Origin of the sequence: Helicobacter sp. 10-6591, assembly GCF_003288805.1 — a bacterium.
In the GTDB taxonomy this organism is placed as follows: Bacteria; Campylobacterota; Campylobacteria; order Campylobacterales; family Helicobacteraceae; genus Helicobacter_F.
In genome coordinates, this window is sequence record NZ_NHYK01000015.1 from 1 (window position 1) to 21,444 (window position 21,444).

Consider the following 21,444-nt stretch of genomic DNA (forward strand, 5'->3'; position numbering starts at 1 on the left):
CTTGAGTTTGTACTAGAGAGACTCTGCAATAATAAAATGCGGTCTTCTCTTACTCTGTTCGTAGCTGCGTCCTATGTATTCGCCAATGATACCTAGCGCGCTTAAGTTTAATCCTCCAAAAACCACTTTGATGGAATCTATGCAATTGGGATTGTTTGATCTGTATGGTTCTAGTTACGCTATCTCTTGCAATTTTGTTTCTATAAAGTGTCTTATTTTGTTGCTAGAGTATCTGGATTTGTCTGAATATTTTGGTTTGACTGAAAGTGGAACTATGTAGCTTTAAGGCTAAATTGTTATGATTATAAAAATTTTTGGAGAAGCTTAAATGACAAAAGAACCTATGACTGAATATGGTTATCAGAAGCTTTGTGCAGAGCTTAAGGATTTACAAGATGTGCAGCGTCCAGAAATTGTCAAAGAGATTGATATTGCGCGCTCTCATGGGGACTTAAAAGAGAATGCTGAATACCATGCGGCCAAAGAAAAACAAGCGTTTATAGAATCTCGAATAGCTGAGCTTGGTGGTATCTTAGCGAACGCTCAGATTATTGATCCAAGTCAGTTGGAACACAAAAAAGTAAGTTTTGGCTCGCATGTTCGGATTTTAAACCTTGAAAGCGATCAAGAGACAAGTTATACGATTGTAGGGAGTTTAGAGAGCAATCCACAAAAAGGTTTCATTTCCATATCATCACCTATTGCGCGTGCGCTTATGGGTAAATCAGTGGGTGATGAGGTAAGTATCAAGCTGCCAAATGGTGAAAATGACTTTGAGATTCTTGAAGTAGTTTACAAGCCTTTCAGTTTAGATAGGTAAGAGGGTCTAGTATGCAAGTCAAATTAAAAAAACTCAACCCATTAGCTATCATTCCTCGATACCAGACAGTAGGTAGCGCGGGTTTTGATTTTCATTCTGTTATTGATTGTGTTTTAAAAGCTGGAGAGCTTGCTCTTATACCGACAGGGTTAGCTCTTGAGCTGCCGCAAGATTATGAATTACAAATACGTCCTAGGAGTGGTTTGGCTCTCAATGATGCGATAAGTGTTTTAAACACTCCAGCCACCATAGATAGCGATTATCGTGGTGAAATTAAAGTCATTCTCATAAACCACTCAAAGAAAGATTTTGTTATCAACATAGGAGATAGAATAGCCCAAGGTGTGGTTAACAGAATCTATCAAGTAAGCTTTGTTGAATGTGATGCATTAAACGAAACAACAAGAGGAAATAAGGGCTTTGGGAGTAGTGGAGTTAGAAATGGAGGATAAATAATGAACATAAAATCGGATTTACGTGAAATAAAAAATGCATTTGATACAGATGCTCAGATTCTTCAATCTGCATTTAGGTTTGAGATTTTTCTAAAGCGGTACGCAAAACAACTCATTGTATTTGCTGTTGTCTTGCTATTTTTGCTTGTATCTTGGATTATTTATACACAGCTCACACATGCGAGATTAGAAAAAGCAAACACTGCTTATACTGCTCTTTTGAGTTTGCCTAGTGAAATAGATGCACACGAGAATGCAAAAGAGCTATTACAGACCTTAAAAGACAATAACCATTTGCTTTATGAGTTTTATCTTTTCACATATGCAAATACCAAAAAAGATGTCCTAGAGGAATTGAGCAAATCAAAAAATGAGTTTATTTCTACAATAGCAAACTATCAGCTTGCACAATCAGAGCTTTCAGATCTTTTCAGTACTCAAGATTCTCAAGCTCAGAATTTTGATGTAGTCTTTGGACGGCTAGAATCCTTAAAGGCCAAAGACTTCAGAGAATGGGCTATCATGCAGCAAGCAGCACTTCTCATTCAAGAAGGTCAGATACAAGAGGCCAAAGACAAGATCGGTTTCTTGGATTTGGATTCCATATTTTCTATGTTGGGTCAGTTTCTCAAACATTATAAGTAGGTTTTAGTGATGAGATTTTTGCTTACATTCCAATTTTATTTTGCACTTAGTGTTATTGTGTTTTTTACTGCTTGCAGCCAAAAGCGTTATTTTGAACCAAAAGATGTAAAACTTGAAGCGGTGTTTGACAAGAAACTGCCTGCTCCTATTGCTTATACTACTCGCGATGGTGCGCTTTTGAAAAATCTTTTGGTCTTGGAATCTAATGGAAATATGGATTTAGAACTGAAGAAAAAACAAAGTTTCTTGAGCAGAAGCGGGGATGTGTATGTATTACAAAACGAATGTAAGGATTTGGTTATTTTAGATTCTTCAAGCAAAAGCACAAGTGAGATTACATTCCAAAATTGTGTAGTGAGTGCAGCTATTGATCCAAAGAGGGATTTGCTTGCACTTGTTTCGGCAGAGAATACAATTTTCTTATACGACTTGAAAGACAAAAAGGAGCTTTTTAGTCAAAAGTTAGGCAATATCATTGCTATCAATTCCTTGAGTGCAGCCCCTCAAATTACTAAAGACTATGTCGTGTATCCTACCCTTGATGGCAAGATTCTTCTACTTGATTTGCGCACCAAGACAATCACTAAGGATATTTTGATTCAGAGTGATAAGTTTTTTAACAACATCATTTATTTGTATACCAAAAATGAGACGATTATCACAGCAACGCAAAGGCGTGTGAGCACTATTTTGGGTAATTCTAAGAGTTTTAATCATGATGGGGATTTTATCGATGTGCTGGTTCATGATGATAAGGTTTATGTTCTGAGTAATGATGGCAAAATTTTAGAGCTTGATCGTAGTTTGAAACTATTGCGTGAGGCTAAATTTGAGTTTGCGCATTTTAATGGTCTTGTCATAAAAGATGGCAAGCTTTATACTTTAGAATCTGCAAAATATCTTATAGAGCTTGATTTGGAAAGTTTCTTGCCTGTGATTTATAAAGTGAGATTACCTAAGAAAAAGCATCTATTTTATACCAAAGACAGTTTGTTTTACCATGATCGATACAAGAAGTTCTGATGGTCTTTTGTGATATAGGCAATACCAACTTGCATTTTTTTCACGAAGGCAGAATCTGGCATGAGAGTCCAGATAGAATTACTCCAAAATACCAGGATATGCCTATTTTTTATATCAGCGTCAATCCCAAATCCAAACAAAAGCTCCTTGCTGTATATGAACATTGCATAGATCTTGGACCATATTTTTCTTTGAATACTGCTTATAGTGGTATTGGAATCGATAGAGTTGCAGCTTGTGTGGGTATAGGGAATGGTTTGATCGTTGATGCTGGCAGTGCTATAACTGTTGATATTATGCAAAAGGGCGTGCATCTAGGTGGCTATATTTTGCCTGGTCTTGGTATGTATCAAAATCTTTATAAAAACATCTCCCCCACTCTTGCAATTGATTTGGATCTAAGTGTTCAGCTGGATGTTTTACCGCAAAATACCCGTTCAGCACTCTCTTTTGGTGTTATCAATAGTATTGTGCTGATGATAAGAGATAGCGCGAAAGAAAAAAGAATTATCTTTACTGGAGGCGATGGAAAGTTTTTGAGTAAATTTTTTCAGCAAAGTATTTTTGATGACACGATTGTTTTTAAGGGTATGCAGAGAGCTTATGAAAACTATATAAAAGGGCAAAGTAGAGGGTAGGGGATATGATACGAATTGCATTACCAAAAGGCCGCATCGCAAAAGAGAGTCTAGAACTTTTTTCGCGCGTGTTTAGCCAGGATTTTAATTTTGAGGACAGGAAGCTTATCTTAGATAAAGACAACTTGAGGTTTTTGCTTGTAAGAAGTCAGGATGTACTCACTTATGTGCATTATCAAGCGGCAGATGTTGGTGTGGTGGGTTTGGATGTGATTGAGGAGTTTGATGAAAATAGTGTATTGAAGTTGTTAGATCTGCATATTGGCAAATGTAAGGTGATTATTGGCTCACCCGTAGGCAGAGACATTGACTACCAAAAAACCCAAATAAAAATTGCTACAAAAATGCCTACGATTACGCATAAGTATTTTTCCAAAAAGGCAATCCCACTTGAGATTATTAAGCTTTATGGAAGCATTGAGCTTGCTCCTCTTGTGGGTTTAAGCGATGGGATAGTGGATATTGTTGAAACTGGGGTTACGATGAAGCAAAATAATCTTAAAATTGATGAGGTGATTATGGAATCTTCTGCATATTTGGTTGCAAACCATAATAGCTTTTATCAGAAGCAAAAAGAAATCTTAGATTTGATGCAAAGTCTTAGTGAGAAACTTCATCGATGAAAAGATGTATCTTTGTGGGAATATTTTTGAGCATTTTGAATGCTGAATGGATTATGTTTAGCGATAGCAAAGATACCTATATCTACAACAACCAAAGCGGTGAAATATTTATCCGCTACAAAATGGGCGAGCAAAATTATAAAGATGTGTTTGTTAAAATGCCTCGGGGTATGTTTCCAAACGAGATACAAGATTCTAAGACTTCACAATCTATACGGCTACAATTGCAGCAAAATACTCAAGTCGATAAGGATCTAGAACAGCGCAAGCTAGAAGCACTCAAAAAATCTCAAGAAGCCCTCAATAATGCATTGGATTTTTAGAATCTCTTTTTAATATACTATGCGATGCTCTGGCGATATGGGCAAAGCGTCAGCAGACCTCTGTATTCAAGCACTGCAAAATTTTCAACCAAAAAGCATCCCAACTAATTACTTTGAAATTCTTAGCCATTACTTGAAAAATCCTAAGAATTTAGTGCATAAAGCCCATGAATAAATTTCCTATAAATATTGTCAGGTTAGATTTTTGCAAAAAAAAGTTTGGGTTTTACTATGACAACAGAATTCTTAGATTTGAGATTAATGCGTATCATTCTTGTTAGTATATTGAGAAAATATTCCATCATAATCAACGAAAAAAACTCTCAAGAAACTCTGAGCAAAGTATCAAATTTTATGTACTTATCCTTCGTTGAATCCCATTTGTTTATCATTTTTAGCACATAAATGGCATTAAGTTATTTTAAGAATTATTACTATAAGATGCGACGAATTTTCTACGGGAGTAGAGTATGGAATTTTTGAAAAACTACATTGATCATACGATTTTTTTTGTTTTAGGTTTTATGAGTTTTTTGGTGTTGTGGTTTAGTGTTGAACGTGTGATTTTTTATACTCGTTTGGAAATTAGTGATTATAAAACAAAAGAAGAATTAGAAGAAGCTCTCAGTAAGAATCTCACAGCTCTTTATATTATCTATTCTAACGCTCCATATATTGGCTTGTTGGGTACAGTCGTGGGGATTATGATCACATTTTATGATATGGGTATGGGCAGTGGAGTTGACGCAAAGAGTATTATGGTGGGCTTGTCGCTTGCATTGAAAGCGACGGCGCTAGGGATTTTGGTGGCTATTCCTACGCTCATCTTATATAACATATTTCTACGTAAAGTTGATATATACACCAACCGTTATCAGGTTTTACAAGGTAATAAGACAGAGAGTTAGTCGATGCGATTACCAAAAAAAGATGGACTGAATGTCATACCACTCATCGATGTGATGTTGGTCTTGCTTGCTATAGTACTGAGCGTGTCCACATTTATTGCACAAGGACAGATTAAGGTTGAATTGCCAAGTTCCAACCAATCCTCGGCCCCTACAGACTCTCCTGTTGTAACACTTAGTATCAATGAAAATGGCGAGATCTTCTTTGAAAATGAGGCTATGAGTATCGAAATACTCAAAACTAAAATTTTTGCTCTTACGCCAAAAACCTTACTCAAACTCGAGATCGATAAGAATGCGCGTTTTGATATTTTCGTGCAAATCGCGGATATTTTAAAAGAAAAAGGACATGAAAATGTTAGTATCGCGACGAGTAAAAAATAGATTCCTTACACCTATGCGTGTGGGATTTGTTGTTTCTTTGCTTGTTCATTTGGCAGTGTTGTGTTTCTTTATGGATAAGTTTCATAGCGTAGATATAAAAGAGGAAGGTATAAATATGATGACTTTGTCTCTTTCTACGATACAAAATCCATCTCCAAATGAAGCAAAACCCACTCCAAAAAAGCCAAAGAAGAAGATTCATAAAAAAACAAAGCCAAAGCAAGTTGTGCCAAGTCCTATACCAGAAGAGATTGTGCAAGAAGAGATTGTAGAATCTACATTAGCCAAGCAAGCACAGCAAGAAAATCAGGCTGATATGATAGAGACATTGAGTTATAGAGATGGACAAAATAATGAACTCTACCAACAGATTCAAAGGGCTATTGCCAAGAAGCAAAAATACCCGCGTATGATGCTCAAACGCAAATTAGAAGATGAAGTGCTTATTGAGTTTGTCATCTATACTGATGGTAGGGTTACTAATATTCGCCTGATTCAAGCATCAAAATATGATGATTTTAATAGGGCTTCGGTAAGGGCGATACAGGAAGCATCAAAACATTTTCCTCGCGTAGAGAAAAAGCTCAGACTAGAGATTCCATTAGCGTATAATCTAGACTTATAGTTGCCTCGCGTATGTCTTAGAAAATACTCTTGAGATATCTTGTTTGGTGGGTTTTAGAATTTTGTGAGTTTGAGAGTGTTTTTGTCAATTCCTATACTGCATTCTTCCTCATTTTCTAAGCTCATCATATCCCGTCCTTTTGGGAAGAGGTAGTCATAGAAAATTTCATTGTGGTTATTCCATTTGCTATGACAATTGATGGTTGCATTTTTTAAATTTTCATCGATATTTTTTAGTTCTCTATTGCATGTTTTAGCACTCTCTTGGATTTGCAGGATCCTGTGCTTGAGAAAATTTGCATGTCGGACAAGCATGATGTATTCAGCTACTGCTTTTGTCATGCGCTTGTCAATAGGTTGGTTTAATTGGTTGTTTTTTTCAATAATAGATCTGAGTTGTTTGATAATAGGCTTTGCTTGTTTGATTTTTGTATTGTCTTTGTTGAGTGATTCTATAAGTCTGTTGATTTTTTCTACACACTCTTGCATAAATTGTGTATCTTCATCTATTTTTTTGCGATCTTCAAAATATGCACTTGGGGAGATATAGATTTCATTTCCTCCGCCATCAAGAAGCGCAATATCTAATGTCTGTGAGACATACAATTTTGTATTTGAGTGCAATTTGTTGATTGTTATATTTTTGGCATGGATATTGCCACCACTTACCTCATCGATCTTTACATTTCCGGCGTCAATATTTCCTAGTTCGCATTGTTGGATTTTTAATTCCTCGCTTTGCACACTTCCTTTGTGGAAGTCAATCTCACAGGTATGAGCTTGTATATAAGAGCGCTGATGGGTTTGGCCATGTATTTTTATATTGTTTGCTAGGATCTTTGCTTTTTCTCCTATACAGCCTACTATATCTACATTTCCTGCTTCAAGGATTATACCTTGGCCTACAGCGTCATCTTGTGGATTAGAGCAGGTGATATTGACATAAGTTGCTTTTTCTTTACCGCCTAATAAATGCCCTGTAGTGCGTATATTGATTTCTGTTAAATTTTGAGAATCTAGCATACTCAGTTTATTGTCATTAAAAGACACATAGCCTGTTGTCAATGCATAGAATCCAACACCATCATTTATTTGTTCTTTGCGGAATATTTTTTCATCAAAAACAATTTCTGCTAGTTGTTTATTGTCTTGTTTGATATTCACCTCATGATAGTCTCCTAACAAGTCCCTACCACTTTCTCCACTACAAGGGGCTAGAACTTCTAATACCAGCTCATCTCTTACTACAGCATAAGATGCAAATTCTATGTTTGTTTGGTTTTGTTGCTCCCACAGTATTTTTGGATGAAAGTATGTCTTAGATTCAAGTCTAGGAATATAGCTGCTGCGCAAGATTTCAAAACTTTCATTTTTTTCGAGGACTGTAGATTGTGTCGGGTTTTCGATAATTCTTTGGATAGCGTTTTTGAGATTTTCTATAATGCCTGTTTTGAAGTTGTTTGATTCTGTGGTGTCTATGAAAATTTTTTGGGTAGCAAAATTTCTTAACAACTCATTGTAAAGAGTTTCTAAGAATGTTTCATCTAGGCTTAATGTCATGCCTTTTTTAAAGGTCAAAGTGAGCTTTGTGTTGTATCTATCAAGTGCAAGTTCTAAGAAAATTTTGTGTTCGGATTCTGTTCTATCGCGCACACTGATATCAAATTTTTGTCTGAGGTTATCGTTTGTATCATAGGTTGTTATTTCTTCTTGTGTGTCGGGATTAAAGGTTTTGATTTCTAAAATATCAAAATTCAGGCTATAAGAATCCAAAGCATAAAGTTCATGGAGTTGGCCTAATGCCTTTGTGATTTCATCGCAGTTACGTATTATTAGGGGGTTAAATTTCTGCATTCCAAGCACTCCTACACTTTGAATGTAATCTATAAACAAAAATTCTATCTTTTTTGCACTTAAATTCTTTGGTGTGGGGATTCTATCGTCTGATTTTAAGAAATCTCATGCCTCCTGTCTCCACCCATGCTAGATTCCCAGATTCTATAAGTTCATCTACAAAACACTTGCTCTGCTTGGAATATAGCAAGTCAATATCATGCTTACTGAGCGGGCGATGAGCTATTTGAGAGAGGATTTCATCTTTTTGCAAGGTTCGCAGGTTTGGAGTTTGTGCTTGTGCTGTATGTGGTAGATATACGCATATTCCTTCAAAAACATCAGCAAAACGTTCAATTTCTTGCGTACTTAATGGTGTAGTCTTGTGGGCGCTTGGACGGTGGATTGTGCCTATATCAAGCCTATCTAATCTTATAGCTTTTAAAAATTCATACAATTCTCTTGCTCTGTGTAGGTCATCATTTACTCCACTTACGAGCAAAATCTCTCCTATAAGCTTGCCTTGGAAGACTTTAGCAAAAGACACAATTCCTGCCTTTATCTTGGCAATCTTGATATCTTTGTGTGGTCTATCCACCCGTTTGAAGCTACGTTCATCAATAGAATCTAATGAAAACTTGACGATATCAAACTCGAGCAAAGCTTCTTGAACTTTTTCTTGCCAAAATAGCGATCCATTGCTGAGAATGAGCGTTTTGATACCCTTTGGCAGAAACTTTTTGGATTCTCTTATGACTTGTGTTAAATGTGGATAGAGAGTGGGTTCGCCATTGGCGGTGAAGGGGAGGACATCAAGGCTAATACCTTCTTGATTGAGGTTCTCTAGTGCAGCTGCAATCGCTTCTATTATAAGCTCTGGAGTGATTACATCTCTCATAAAATCTTGGGCTTTTGCAGGTTGAAGCTCGCAATACAAGCAGTCAAAATTACACTGTTTGGAGGTTGGCGAGAGATCGACACCTAGAGAATGTCCAAAACGGCGAGAGATAATGGGTCCAAAAGTGATTTTATGCGTATCCATCTATAAGATTATACAGACGCTCACTCACATGTTTATTTCTTGCCATCAATGATTTCATCCACGACTTCTGAGAGGGCTTTTGCAGCTTCTTGATTGACCTTGCTTAAATTGGCCAGATTGCTTTGAAGTACTGTTTTATCGATGGTTTTTAGTTCGACTTTTACCCACAACATCCCATCTTTGCTGATCCAAGTATCGCTTCTTTGTGCTCCTGAGAGAGTTTGCTCCACACTTACACGAATAGCTGATACCATCTCGCTTCCTTCAGCAGATTCAAGAATCTTGATTTTTTCTTCTATTTTGGATTCTAGTATTGAGGCTAAATCAGCTCGAGCTTTGATTGTCGCTTCTTTCATGGCCCAATCTGAACGATTATTAGTAATTTGTGCGTTTCCTACTCCATAAACTTTCTCTTTTGCTGTTGCGCCACTCACCCAAGCTGGCGCACCATCTAAACCAAATTTTTTTCCATTCCCTAAAGTATTTTTCTTAAAACAACCCACAAAGCCTAATGCCAAAATTCCAACCATCACAAAGAAAAGTAGCTTTCTCATTTTTTAAATCCTTTTATTAATTGAATGAGGGGTGATTATAATCCAAAAACCCTTAAGCGTTTCTGCTAGAGTATAGATGTATCAGAAAAGCTGCTGGCTTAATACCCTGAGACCTAAAGAGACAAAGCTATTGCTCGCATTAAAAGGTGTGAGAAAATCATTGCCATAAGTGCAGTCAATTTGTAGCATATCACGAGCAAGCCAGATTCTGATGCCAAGTTGGTAGGCAGGAGTAGGCAATGAAGATTCATAAAATGTCTCTGCCATAAGCCAAATATACTCGTTGACATCATATTCTATGCCTAGGCCTAGATTATAAATTTTACTACGAGTTGCGGCACGTTGTGTGGGTAGCACTTGGGCGCGCACTCCTAGATTACTATGCAAAAACAGCCTATTCTCCCTATAGGCTTTACTAAAAAGCAAATAGCCATACACAGAATCATTGTCTTTGAGATTTTTTTGCACGTTTCCTAAGGCAAAGCCATAGCTAAAACCGTCGTTTTCTAGATCAAAAAAGATTTTTTTGAGTGCAAGGACCATATAGGCTTTTGTGTCCATTTGGGATTCTCTAGTGATATTCCCACCAAGAGTGATTTCAGAATCCAGCAAGAAATTACACGCAGGCATAGCCCAGAATTCAGAATCTTGGCCATGCTTTATCCAACTCTCAAGTTGGCAAGAGTTTGTATCTACTATCCTTCCATCATCTGTATTCATAGGGCGCGCGGCATACAAAACCCCAACACCCACTAAAAACAAAAAGCTACTCTTTATAAAACGTCTTATTACTGTCATGATTTGGGCATTATAGCTTATTGAGAGGAGCTAGAACCCTCTGACTTTCTGATTTTCTCGATAATTTTTGCGTATAATTTTTGCGAATTTACAACCCTTAGTCATTTTTGAGGAAGATACAATATGCAGGCAAATTATTTGAGGAATCTTGATCTTGTCATTCGTAAAATCGAGCGTGCAAGGCTTTCTTACAGCCCACATCATATAGTTTCACTGATTGCAGTAAGCAAATATGTAAGTATCCAAGAAATCACAGCTCTTTATGAATGCGGTCAGCGCGCATTTGGTGAGAACAAAATACAAGACTTCAAATCCAAAGCCCAGGCATTAGAATCCCTCCCATTACAATGGCATATGATAGGTAGCCTACAGGAAAATAAAATCAACGCTCTCATTGACTTAAATCCCGTGCTTTTGCATTCATTGGATTCTCTAAAGCTTGCCCTTGCGTTACAAAAGCGTCTTGAGACTAAAAACACCAAAATGCACGCGCTCTTGCAGCTTAATACTTCCTTTGAATCTAGCAAAAGTGGCGTTTTCCCACAAGATGCGCATGTCTTATATCAAGAGATACAAGCCCAGTGTCCAAATATCATCATGGAAGGCATTATGACTATCGGAGCACATAGCAATGATTACAAAAAGATTGAGCAAAGTTTTGTGCTAGCAAAAGATGTCTTTGATTCTCTTTCTGGTGTTGGGGCAAGAACATTGTCGATGGGAATGAGTGATGACTTTGAGATTGCTATTGCATGCGGGGCAAATATGGTGCGAATCGGATCAAGGCTATTCCAAATATGAAAAAGGCGACCAAAGCAGAAATTGCGCTTATAAAATCCCGTTTTCTTGTCCATTATGCAAACGCTAAGACAGAATTGGTCTATAAGAATCTCTATGAATTACTTGTGTGTGTAATGCTCTCGGCACAATGCACTGATAAACGTGTCAATATCGTAACTCCATCGCTTTTTGCGAGATTCCCAAATATTGAGAGTCTAGCGCTTGCTACAGTAGATGAGATAAGAGAGCTTATCAAGTCAATTTCCTTCTTTAATGCAAAGGCTAAGAATCTACATAAAATGGCAAACCAAGTCATGCAGGATTTTAATGGTGAGATTCCAACGACACAGATTGCACTAAAAAGTCTTGCTGGAGTAGGGCAAAAGACTGCAAATGTGGTGCTTATAGAGTTTTTTGAAGCAAATTATATGGCAGTGGATACTCATGTATTTCGCACTTCCCATAGATTAGGCTTAAGCTATGCTAAAAGCGCCCAAGAAACAGAACTTGAATTGAGCAAAATCTTTAAAGACAATCTTTCTACTTTGCATCAGGCTTTTGTGCTTTTTGGTCGTTATACATGCAAGGCAGTCAAGCCAAATTGCAGTGATTGTTTTGTATTTGACCTATGTAAGAACAAGCAGAATTTTAAGCCAAGATAAACAAAAAATATTTATAATCAAAACTCCCTAATAGCATAAGCAACTCATTCCTAAAGGAAATATCGCATGGATATTATTCGCAAGAGTTTTATAGAGGTGGTCCAAGGCAGTATTTCCCAAACGCCTAAGGATTCTATCCTGCCACTAAAAAAAGGCTATCTTACAAAAATCAGCTTACTTGAAAAGCAAGGGATAGCAAGAGAGGTGTTTTTGTTGTTTGACAAGGCATTTTTGAGAATCTTTTGTATTCAGCTTTTGGACGATAGCAATCCCAATACAGAGACATTAGAAGACATAGCAAAAGAAATTGCAAATCTCGTAGTAGGACATGCAAAAGTCATTGGCGCAAATGAAAATAGACAGAGATTTGATATTTCTGTGCCAACCTATGTTGGCTATAAGCTATTAAAAGACTATGATAGTGGCTTACACTTCAAGCTAAAAAATGGACATTGCGGAATCTATATGAAGAGTGTAAAACAATGAATGGCGATTCGATTCTCGATAAACAAAGAATCCATACAACTAAGGAAATAGAGCTTGCCACATATCTTGAAGATATGATGAAAAATTATAATACTTTGCTTGATATGGAAGTGGTTTTTAATGCTGAGCTTGGAAGCACAAAGATTGAGCTAAGAGAGATTCTTAAGCTTGAAAAAGGCTCAATAATAGATTTAGGTAAGCCTGCTGGTGAAAGCATCGAGACTTTTGTCAATGGACGTGTGATAGGCAAGGGCGAGGTTATGGTATATGAGAAGAATCTTGCCATTCGTATTAATGAGATTTTGGATTCCAATGCGATTGTGTATTATCTCACAAGGGAGAAGGTCTAGATTCTATGGGGCATTGGAGTGCGTTGGCTTGTGTGCTGTGCTTTTTTGTGTCTACTGTTTTTGGAGTGCAGGCACAAAAAGTAGAGATAATAAGCCAAGCGAATGCGACTGAGGTTTTACTCTACTTTGACGCACCTTATACACTCTTGCCACGTATAAGTACCCAGGATGAATATAAGGGTGTAATCTTTGAAAACGCAAGCGCATTACGACAAAATAAGCGCATAGATGGATCTTTTCTTAGTGAAGTGCAGGTTTTTAATATCAATAATAACCTGTATGTATTGGGCATAGGCGATGCGCAAAACATAAATGTTGAGGTTTCTAAATCCGCACAGACTTTTAAGGTGCTTTTCCAAAAAGTCACTCCTGCCCCCACGCATTTAGAAATACTCATAGACAAAACCCTCCAAAACACTCTTGATACCACACAAAGCGAGAGTATCTCTGAAAATATCCTGAACCTCCCAAAGCCAGAAAGCACAGCTTTTATATACGACAAAGAATTTGATTTGAGTGCATTAAAACAAAATAATCCCATAACACAGGATCTGACAACCACAGATTCAAGTGGTACAACCCAAGATCAGAGGAATCTTGCTGTAATTGGCAAAAATTCTTTTGAATTAGAGACTTGGCGTTATTTTGCACTTATTGGGATTATGGTTGGCTTTATCTTGCTCTTGTTGTGGGTAAAGAAATTTATTAAGCCCAAAGCACAAAACTTCGCCACTCTTATACGAGACAATGCAAGTCCTTATTTGCCTACATTACACGCCGATTTGAAGGTAACACTGCAGAAAAAAATAGATTCAAAAAATCGTATTGTTCTTGTTGAAGCCAACAACTACTATTATCTAGTGCTTTTAGGAGAGCGGGGTAATGTTTTGCTTGATCGTTATAATCCCGCAAAAAATCAAGAGATAAACACACACAATGACTTCGTCATTGACGATACACAATTTGCCAAGCTTTTAGAGCAAAAAGAACAACGTCTTATGCGCCTTAAAAATGCACAGACTTTCTGAGATATTACAAAGTAATCGCTTAGGTTTTAGCCTATTTGCCTCTTGTGTGCTGCATGCACTCATCATAGGCTTGGTTGTATTTTTATTACTAGAAAAAGAAACAATGCGTTTCAAATCTGGCACAGGGCAATACCCTAGTAAAATAAAGATTTCTAAGTTTTTGGAGCATATCTCCCAAACAGATGCTGCGCAGACATCGCAAAATCCAGCAGCTAATACACAAGATTCTTATCCTTTCACCCAATCTCTACAATCCCAAGAATCTCTACAGCAACAAAGTGTTCCAAGTTCTCAAGACTATGACGGTGATTTGCACAATACACAGGAAGATTCTTCTGACAAGGCAACAGACCCCAATCCGCTCCAAGAATTCAATCAAAATACACAGACCCGCACGCCACTATCACAGATATTCTCACAATACAATCCCGATAGCATCACAAAGCGCGATATTATGGAGCTATATGGAGAAGAGTTTGGCGATTATGGATTAGTAGAACGCGAGTTTCTTATTAACAATCTACGTGACATAGGACGCATTACTGCTCGCTATCTCAAGTATCCAAAAGATGCTATTAGGCTAGGCCAGCAGGGAGTAAATATTGTGCAGTTCTATTTGCATCCTAATGGCGATATTTCTGAACTATCTGTTATCAAACCCTCAGGCTATATTATCCTTGATAGAAATTCAGTGCGCACGATAGAGATTGCTTACAAGGACTATCCACATCCCAAAAGCAAGGTGCTTATTAGAATCCGCGTGAGTATGGAGCTGTATTACTACTAGCTAAAGTGCTTCCCAAGTTGTTCCTGTGCTTAGATCCATTATTTCTATACCCATATTTTTGAGTTCATCACGCAAAGAATCTGCGAGCTTGTAGTCTTTTTGCGCTTTTGCCTGTGTGCGTTTTGAGATAAGAGATTTTATAAGCTCTCGCTTCTGCTCATCTACTCCAAGTTGAAAATACTCTTGTGAATCTAAAGTACCAATACCAAGAAGTGCGGATATAGTATTGAGGTTGTGGGCGATTTGTTTACATAAACCTTTATCTTTTGGAGTTTTATCAAGGGCTTCGTTCGCGCGATTTATCATCTCTTCTATTACGCTGAGTGCTTTTGAGATATTAAGATCATCACTCAGTGATTCTAAAAGAGCACAGATAAAATCATTTTGTGCCTGTTTGGAATTGTGATAGTAGAACTCTTGTAGCTGTTTGGCATCTTTTGGGTAGTTTTCATGCAGACCTATGCGTTTTTTTAAGCGATAGAATTTATCCAGTCGCTTTTTTGAGCTTAAGAGATCTTCCTCATTAAAGCCTAGTGAAAGTCTATAATGTACGCCTTGCAGATAGTTACGCAAAATCTCGCCATGATAGCTCTTTAAAGCGTCTTTGAGAAAAAAGCTATTCCCCAAACTCTTGCTCATTTTTTCGCCATTGATGGTTACAAACCCATTATGCAGCCAATATTTTGCAAGCTCTTTTTTTTTGGCACATCGGGTTTGGCTCGCTTCATTTTCATGGTGAGGGAAAAACAAGTCCGATCCCCCAGCATGTATATCAATACAGATATTTTCGTCTTTGTAAGCGAGGTGTTCCTCTATCATCGCTGAGCATTCTATGTGCCAGCCAGGTCTCCCTTTACCAAACTCACTTTCATAGCCAAAATCCTCTTTGCCCTTGTAGCCCTTCCATAGTGCGAAGTCTCTTGATTCCATCTTGTCATCCATATTTTCTATGCGTGCAAGCAAATTTTCGTTGTTTTCTTTGCCTTTCTGTGTGAGTGAGCCATATGCACTATCACTTTTGATTCTTAAATACACATCGCCATTTTCTCCATTATAAGCATATCCCTGCTTTAATAAGTCGCCTATCATTTGTGTGATTGGTGTGAGGTTTTCTGTGGCACGTGGTTCAATATCTGCTCTTAGGACATTAAGACAGTCCATATCATCTAAGTATGATTTAATATAGTGTTGGCTTAAGGATTCTATGGAAGCGAAAGGAGTTTGGCTATTTTGAGAATCTAAAAATTTTTTGATGATCTTGTCATCAATATCAGTGAAATTTTTTGCGAAGATGACTTTGTAATCATGAGCTAAGAAAACCCTGCGCCATAAGTCAAAGGTGATCGCGCTTCTGGCATGCCCTAAATGTGAATGGTCATAGGTCGTAGGACCACATACATACATACGTATTTCGTTTTTCTTGATACTTACAAACTCGCATTTTCCTCTCTTAACACTATCATAAAGTGTAATCATCCTTCCTCCTTAAATTTTTTTGCGATTACATCAAATAAGGATTCCAAAAACATTTTCATAAGCTTGAAATACCTTCAGAATCGCAATTTCCACTAGTATTATTATAACCAGCACAATACAAGCTTTTGGATTGTTTAAAATATGAAGAAACTTGTTTGTACCAAAGATTCTAATGGTGAGCCAAAAATACAATACACCGCCAAGTGATGAGGCCAGAGCTAATCCCACTACGCCAAAAGGCTGCATAAGTACAAGAGAAAATCCAACGCCACAAAGCAGTGAGATGGCAGAGATTTTTGCGGCCTTGCCTTGTTGTTTCCTTGCATAAAGCCAGAGCGAGAAGATTCTTGCCAATCCAAAAGGCAGTAAACCTACCATATACCCAGCAAATGCCCCAGCTACAGCCAGAGTATCCTCACGCATAAATTTTCCGCGCTCAAAAAGTAGCCAGATAATCTCTTCTCTCAAGATGATTCCGCCAACTACGCACACACATAATATAGTAGCTAGCAACCAAAATGCTCTTTTTAAAAGCATGAGTGCTTTTTGCTCTTCTTTGTTTCTGACTGCTTTAGCGATCGTAGGAAAGAGTGCGCTAGATGCAGCTATAGCAAAGACTGCTAATGGCAGCTGAAAGATTCTATTTGCATAATAAAGATAGCTGATTGCCCCTGTAGTTAGAAATGAAGCAATGAGTGTATCAAGAAAAGAGGCGATTTGTGCAGTGGAGCTGCCAAGAAGTGCGGGGAAAAACTGTTTAAAAAATCCATTAACATCATTCAAAATAGAATCTAGCTTCTTGGGAAGTTTTTTGGAGTATTTGATTGCTTGGATAATCTCATATATCCCTATGCTAAATAACCTTAAGAGCTTGAGCCTAAAAAGTGGATAGAAGTGCAAAAGTATCTGTGCAAAGCCACCACACAAAACACCATAGCTAAGGACATATACTGCTTTTATCTCATTTTCATCTCGCGCGATAAAAAGTGCGATGATCATACAAATATTAAGCAGAGCAGTGTTATAAGCACTTACCCAAAAGCAGTTTTTGTATTGCAAAAGTGCGCTCAAGAAGCTTGCACAAAAGATAAGCTCCAGATACCAGAAATTAATAGCCACGATGGGTTTGGCAAGCTCTATTTGCACATCATCAAAGCCAGATGCAAGAGCTTTGGTAAAAAAACCGCTAAACTCCCATACACAAAGACTTAGTACAAAAATAAAGCAAAAAAAAACATTGAAAATAATCACACTAAAAGCAGCCTTTTTCCTTGTGTCTATAAAGCTTGGCAAAAAGCTTTGGACAAATGCGCCCTCAGCAAAAATACGACGAAAAAGATTGGGTAATTTGAATGCCACAAAAAAAATATCGCTTGCAATCCCAGCGCCCAAAAATAATGCCATACACAAATCACGGATAAAGCCAAAAACACGAGAGCACAATATCCCCATACTGTTTGTAAGAAATGCCTTAAATACCAAATAATCCCCTTTGAAAACTGATTCTGACTAGCTCTCGCCCATCATTTTTTTGATAAGTCTCTTTGCTTTCGTTCCTTGACTTTTCTTGGTGGTATCATAAAGCGCATTTGTCATCTCTTCAAACAAATCTTGGGCGCTAAGAGGCTTTTGTTTTTCTGGTGGCAGAAGTTTTTTGTATTCGCCATTGCTTTGGAGCTCGTGGATTTGTGTATTATCTTTGAGTTGGATATTTACAATCTCAAATAATTTTTGTGTGATTGTATTGCTAATAGAGGGAGTAAGAATCTCGATTCGGCGCTCTAGATTACGCGGCATGATGTCTGCTGAAGCAAAATAAATTGGCACATCGGCATTTTTAAAATAGTAGATTCTGGCATGCTCTAGGTATTTGCCAATAAGGGAGAATACGCGTATATTTTCGCTTACACCTTTAACCCCCGGGCGTAGGCAGCATATGCCTCGCACAATCAGATCTATCTTTACACCCGCTTGAGCTGCGCGATAAAGCGCTTGGATAATATCAGTATCCACAAAAGCATTTGCCTTCATGATGATGCGTCCTTGCTCACCTTGGTCTATTTCCCCTTCGATAAGAGCAAGAAGTTGTGCTTTTATCTGTGTAGGTGCGATTTTGAGTTTGTTTAGTGTGGTTTTGCGTGCATTGCCAGTTGATAGCGCATGGAATAGCTTGATTGCATCTTTTGCAATATCTTTGTCTGAGGTGAGCAATGACAAATCTGTATAGACTTTTGCTGTACTGGGATTATAATTGCCAGTGCCTAGATGCACATATTCCTTAAGTGTATTGCCCACTTTCTTGATGACAAGTGCGATTTTTGCATGCACTTTTAGCCCTGGGATTCCATAAATCACATGCGCACCAACTGATTCTAGTCGCTTTGCCCAATGCAGATTGTTCTCTTCATCAAAGCGTGCTTTAAGCTCTACAAGAGCTGTTACTTGCTTATTGTTCTCTGCTGCTTCAATGAGAGCTTCCACAATTGGAGAGTTCTTACCGACACGATAAAGAGTCATACGGATACTTAAGACATCTGGGTCTTTTGCTGCAGTTTGGATGAAATTCACGACAGAATCAAAGCTTTCATAAGGGTGGAAGAGCAAGGCATCGCTATTGTCGATAGTGGCAAAAATATCAGTATTTGAATCAAGTGGAGGTAGGACTTTAGGGTGGAATGGAGCACTGCTTAAGTGTGCATAAGCCTTGCTTCCTACGATTTGCCACAGCCCATTTAAGTTAATAAGATAAGGAATCTTGAAGGTATAAATATCACAAGGATCCACTTTGACATGGAATCTCACAAATGCAAGCAAATCCTCATCATTTTGCCCGATTTCTAGACGCACGATTTCGCCTTTTCTGCGAGTTTTTATGCCTTCGCTCATGATTTGGAAAAAGTCATCGGCCTCCTCCTCTTCTATTTCCATATCTGCATTGCGTGTGATTCTAAAGGGGGTATAGCTTACTATCTCGTAGTTTTCAAAAAACTCTTGCGCAAATTCCCCCACTATCTGCTCTAATGGGATGAACACTCCAGAATCCAGCTCAAAAAACCGCGGCAAAATACGTGGGATTCTAATCAAGCCATATTTAAAGCCATTAGAATCTTTGAATTTCAATGCGATTGCAAACGAGAGATTATTCAGATGTGGAAAAGGATGGGTGGTGTCTACTAGTACAGGCACGATTACAGGGTAAAGATAGTTGAAAAAATATTCTTTGAGAAGTCTTTTTTCGTCTGTGTTTAATTCGCTTACTTGTTTGATAGAGAGATTTTCTTGTGCAAGTTGTGCTTTGATAGTAGAAAAGATATGTTCTAGTTCCTTTTGTTGTGCGTGGAGATATTTTCTTATTTCTGTGAGCTGTTGGAGTGGCGTGAGTTTGTCTGCTCCGACTTCTGTGATTCCGCTTGCATAGAGGCGTTTTAATCCCGCGACGCGTATCATGTAAAACTCATCCAAGTTTGTCCCATAGATTGCTATAAATTTGAGATTATCAAGCAAGAGGATATTTGGGTTTTTAGCTTCATTGAGCACACGGGTGTTAAATCGAAGCCAAGAAAGCTCACGATTAAAATACATTCTAGAATCTTTGATATCCATTACATTGCCTTGTTTGGAAGTAGTTGCTGGAAGTTATTGTAACCGAAAGTATTTCAAGGCTATATTAAGAGTCAAAGTGTAATTTTAAGAGATTTTTGGTATCTGGATTTTTTAAAGCAAGCCCATAGACTAAGAAGATAAAACCTCTACTTTAAAAAAAAAAAAAAGCAGTTATCTGTGGTGTATAAATGTGTCTGTAAATACTGCTATTCGTATAAGAAAAAATAAATCGCTTCTATTTCTTTGTCAGTCAGGTAATAAGTCGGCATAACCCCGATTTTTTTGGAACGCAAGGCTTTTATAAAAGCCCCAAACTCCAGATTTTTTATAGATGGGGCTTTGAGAGTTTTTGCCTTGCCCTTATGTGAATAATGTGCAATCACACTGCCCTCGCCCTTTTTGCCATGGCATCTATTGCAGCCTATGCCACGGGGATTTTCGTAAAGATTTCTTCCATAGTCTTTAAAACTTATAAACCCATCAAAGTCATCATGAGAATGTGTGAGGTTTTCAAAACTTGTGCTAGTGTCTGAAGAATCCTGAGCGAAAATCTGTGTACAAGAAATGCTAAGAAAAACACTTATAGCAAGGCTAAAATCAAAAAGTCTATTCATACAAACTGCCTCTGCAAACCGCCAGAATTCTTTTCAAAATTCATAGTATAATACAACAATCATATGACGCATTTTAGAGGCAAAAGGGGCAAAGTGGAACTTCTTGATGGTAAGAGTCTTAGTATAAAGCTAGAAAACCATCTTAAACATGAACTCACCACAAGCTCAGTTATTCCCGGTCTTGCTGTTGTGCTTGTGGGCAATAATGCCGCAAGCAGGGCATATGTAAATATGAAAGAATGCGCGTGCAAACGTGTAGGATTTCGCTCTGTAAAGTTTGAGCTTGATGAGGCTTGCACTCAAGAGGAGCTTTTAGCCCTAACACATAAGCTTAATAATGACCCCCAAATACATGGAATCTTAGTCCAGCTACCACTTCCTAAACATATTGATACTTCTAAGATTTTGGAATCTATCGCTCCGCACAAAGATGTCGATGGATTCCATCCGTATAATATTGGTCGGCTAAGTGTTGGATTGGAGTGTTTTGCACCTGCTACTCCATTAGGAGTGATGAATTTACTCAAAGCTTATGACATAGAAGTCAAAGGAAAAGATGTCACAATTATTGGAGCTAGTAATATTGTTGGCAAGCCTTTAGCCATGCTTATGCATAATGCAGGAGCGACCACTAGCTTATGCCACATTCTCACCAAAGATTTAGGCTCTTATACACAGCGTGCTGATATTATATGTGTGGGTGTAGGTAAGCCAAACTTGCTGAAGGCCGCTATGGTGAAGCAAGGTGCTGTAGTGGTTGATATTGGAATCAATCGCTTAGAATCTGGTGTGCTAGTTGGCGATGTCGAGTTTGAATCTGTAAGCAAAAAATCAAGTTTTATTACGCCTGTTCCTGGTGGTGTAGGGCCTATGACTATTATTTCATTGCTAGAAAATACTCTGAAAGCTGCTAGGTTATCTGTAGATTCTCAGGCTTTTTCGCGTTTTGACACTTAGACATTTTCAAAAATATCATACTAAAGGGAAG

General features: G+C 37.8%; 24 protein-coding genes and 1 pseudogene. 17 read left to right on the forward strand and 8 right to left on the reverse strand.

Annotated elements, in window-relative coordinates:
• The first annotated feature begins 328 nt into the window (after positions 1–328).
• The 10 genes from greA (at position 329) to CCY97_RS05800 (ending at position 6,444) form a co-directional block, all read left to right on the forward strand.
• Positions 329–820: a transcription elongation factor GreA gene (greA, locus tag CCY97_RS05755; RefSeq protein WP_112064531.1), complete on the forward strand. Its 492-nt coding sequence runs from the start codon at positions 329–331 to the stop codon at positions 818–820.
• Positions 821–831: 11 nt separating this feature from the next.
• Entirely contained in the window at positions 832–1,272 is a 441-nt protein-coding gene (gene dut / locus CCY97_RS05760; RefSeq protein WP_112064532.1) for a dUTP diphosphatase, read from the forward strand.
• A 3-nt stretch (positions 1,273–1,275) separates the two neighbouring features.
• A complete protein-coding gene (locus CCY97_RS05765) occupies positions 1,276–1,920 on the forward strand; it encodes a tetratricopeptide repeat protein (RefSeq protein WP_112064533.1) in 645 nt (214 codons plus the stop codon).
• Between the two features lie 9 nt (positions 1,921–1,929).
• The gene (locus tag CCY97_RS05770; protein WP_112064534.1) at positions 1,930–2,943 is read left to right on the forward strand and encodes a plasminogen-binding protein; all 1,014 of its coding nucleotides are present in this window, start codon (positions 1,930–1,932) and stop codon (positions 2,941–2,943) included.
• Positions 2,943–3,581, forward strand: coding sequence for a type III pantothenate kinase (locus CCY97_RS05775; protein WP_112064535.1), 639 nt, complete (start codon positions 2,943–2,945; stop codon positions 3,579–3,581). The genes CCY97_RS05770 and CCY97_RS05775 overlap by 1 nt, the downstream gene beginning before the upstream one ends.
• 5 nt (positions 3,582–3,586) lie before the next feature.
• The gene (gene hisG / locus CCY97_RS05780) at positions 3,587–4,204 is read left to right on the forward strand and encodes an ATP phosphoribosyltransferase (RefSeq protein WP_112064536.1); all 618 of its coding nucleotides are present in this window, start codon (positions 3,587–3,589) and stop codon (positions 4,202–4,204) included.
• Positions 4,201–4,527: a hypothetical protein gene (locus CCY97_RS05785; protein ID WP_112064537.1), complete on the forward strand. Its 327-nt coding sequence runs from the start codon at positions 4,201–4,203 to the stop codon at positions 4,525–4,527. The genes hisG and CCY97_RS05785 overlap by 4 nt, the downstream gene beginning before the upstream one ends.
• A 470-nt stretch (positions 4,528–4,997) precedes the next feature.
• On the forward strand, positions 4,998–5,435 hold the full coding sequence (gene exbB, locus CCY97_RS05790; RefSeq protein ID WP_112064538.1) for a TonB-system energizer ExbB: 438 nt from the start codon (positions 4,998–5,000) through the stop codon (positions 5,433–5,435).
• A gap of 3 nt (positions 5,436–5,438) precedes the next feature.
• Positions 5,439–5,819, forward strand: coding sequence for a TonB system transport protein ExbD (gene exbD, locus CCY97_RS05795; protein ID WP_112064539.1), 381 nt, complete (start codon positions 5,439–5,441; stop codon positions 5,817–5,819).
• Positions 5,791–6,444, forward strand: a complete 654-nt coding sequence (locus CCY97_RS05800; protein WP_181562842.1) for a TonB family protein — start codon at positions 5,791–5,793, stop codon at positions 6,442–6,444. The genes exbD and CCY97_RS05800 overlap by 29 nt, the downstream gene beginning before the upstream one ends.
• Positions 6,445–6,497: 53 nt before the next feature.
• On the opposite strand, the gene CCY97_RS05805 is transcribed toward CCY97_RS05800, so the two are convergent.
• The 4 genes from CCY97_RS05805 to CCY97_RS05820 form a co-directional block, all read right to left on the reverse strand.
• The gene (locus CCY97_RS05805; protein WP_146744511.1) at positions 6,498–8,297 is read right to left on the reverse strand and encodes a DUF342 domain-containing protein; all 1,800 of its coding nucleotides are present in this window, start codon (positions 8,295–8,297) and stop codon (positions 6,498–6,500) included.
• Between the two features lie 82 nt (positions 8,298–8,379).
• Positions 8,380–9,318: a radical SAM protein gene (locus CCY97_RS05810; RefSeq protein WP_112064542.1), complete on the reverse strand. Its 939-nt coding sequence runs from the start codon at positions 9,316–9,318 to the stop codon at positions 8,380–8,382.
• A gap of 32 nt (positions 9,319–9,350) precedes the next feature.
• Complete coding sequence (locus CCY97_RS05815) at positions 9,351–9,872, reverse strand: LPP20 family lipoprotein (RefSeq protein WP_112064543.1); 522 nt, start codon at positions 9,870–9,872, stop codon at positions 9,351–9,353.
• An 81-nt stretch (positions 9,873–9,953) separates the two neighbouring features.
• Positions 9,954–10,634, reverse strand: a complete 681-nt coding sequence (locus CCY97_RS05820; protein WP_112064544.1) for a hypothetical protein — start codon at positions 10,632–10,634, stop codon at positions 9,954–9,956.
• 159 nt (positions 10,635–10,793) lie between these two features.
• Here CCY97_RS05820 and CCY97_RS05825 point away from each other — a divergent pair, with 159 nt between their 5' ends.
• From CCY97_RS05825 to CCY97_RS05850, 6 genes are all read left to right on the forward strand, one after another.
• The gene (locus tag CCY97_RS05825; protein WP_112064545.1) at positions 10,794–11,471 is read left to right on the forward strand and encodes a YggS family pyridoxal phosphate-dependent enzyme; all 678 of its coding nucleotides are present in this window, start codon (positions 10,794–10,796) and stop codon (positions 11,469–11,471) included.
• A complete protein-coding gene (nth, locus tag CCY97_RS05830; protein WP_112064546.1) occupies positions 11,468–12,112 on the forward strand; it encodes an endonuclease III in 645 nt (214 codons plus the stop codon). The genes CCY97_RS05825 and nth overlap by 4 nt, the downstream gene beginning before the upstream one ends.
• Before the next feature lie 66 nt (positions 12,113–12,178).
• A complete protein-coding gene (locus CCY97_RS05835) occupies positions 12,179–12,598 on the forward strand; it encodes a chemotaxis protein CheX (protein ID WP_112064547.1) in 420 nt (139 codons plus the stop codon).
• Entirely contained in the window at positions 12,595–12,948 is a 354-nt protein-coding gene (gene fliN / locus CCY97_RS05840) for a flagellar motor switch protein FliN (RefSeq protein ID WP_112064548.1), read from the forward strand. The genes CCY97_RS05835 and fliN overlap by 4 nt, the downstream gene beginning before the upstream one ends.
• Before the next feature lie 5 nt (positions 12,949–12,953).
• Positions 12,954–13,976 carry a hypothetical protein gene (locus CCY97_RS05845; RefSeq protein WP_112064549.1) on the forward strand — a complete coding sequence of 341 codons (1,023 nt, stop codon included), beginning with the start codon at positions 12,954–12,956 and terminating at the stop codon, positions 13,974–13,976.
• The gene (locus CCY97_RS05850; protein WP_112064550.1) at positions 13,960–14,763 is read left to right on the forward strand and encodes an energy transducer TonB; all 804 of its coding nucleotides are present in this window, start codon (positions 13,960–13,962) and stop codon (positions 14,761–14,763) included. The genes CCY97_RS05845 and CCY97_RS05850 overlap by 17 nt, the downstream gene beginning before the upstream one ends.
• Here the strand turns inward: CCY97_RS05850 and cysS are convergent, their stop codons facing one another.
• From cysS to CCY97_RS05870, 4 genes and pseudogenes are all read right to left on the reverse strand, one after another.
• Positions 14,764–16,239, reverse strand: a complete 1,476-nt coding sequence (gene cysS / locus CCY97_RS05855) for a cysteine--tRNA ligase (protein WP_112064551.1) — start codon at positions 16,237–16,239, stop codon at positions 14,764–14,766.
• 30 nt (positions 16,240–16,269) lie between these two features.
• A complete protein-coding gene (gene murJ / locus CCY97_RS05860) occupies positions 16,270–17,721 on the reverse strand; it encodes a murein biosynthesis integral membrane protein MurJ (RefSeq protein ID WP_112064552.1) in 1,452 nt (483 codons plus the stop codon).
• 27 nt (positions 17,722–17,748) lie between these two features.
• Positions 17,749–19,848, reverse strand: a pseudogene (locus tag CCY97_RS05865) (RNA degradosome polyphosphate kinase); the annotation flags it as partial.
• 200 nt (positions 19,849–20,048) lie between these two features.
• Positions 20,049–20,456 carry a c-type cytochrome gene (locus CCY97_RS05870; RefSeq protein WP_346435145.1) on the reverse strand — a complete coding sequence of 136 codons (408 nt, stop codon included), beginning with the start codon at positions 20,454–20,456 and terminating at the stop codon, positions 20,049–20,051.
• Between the two features lie 93 nt (positions 20,457–20,549).
• Here CCY97_RS05870 and folD point away from each other — a divergent pair, with 93 nt between their 5' ends.
• Positions 20,550–21,413 carry a bifunctional methylenetetrahydrofolate dehydrogenase/methenyltetrahydrofolate cyclohydrolase FolD gene (gene folD, locus CCY97_RS05875; protein WP_112064554.1) on the forward strand — a complete coding sequence of 288 codons (864 nt, stop codon included), beginning with the start codon at positions 20,550–20,552 and terminating at the stop codon, positions 21,411–21,413.
• Positions 21,414–21,444 lie beyond the last annotated feature (31 nt).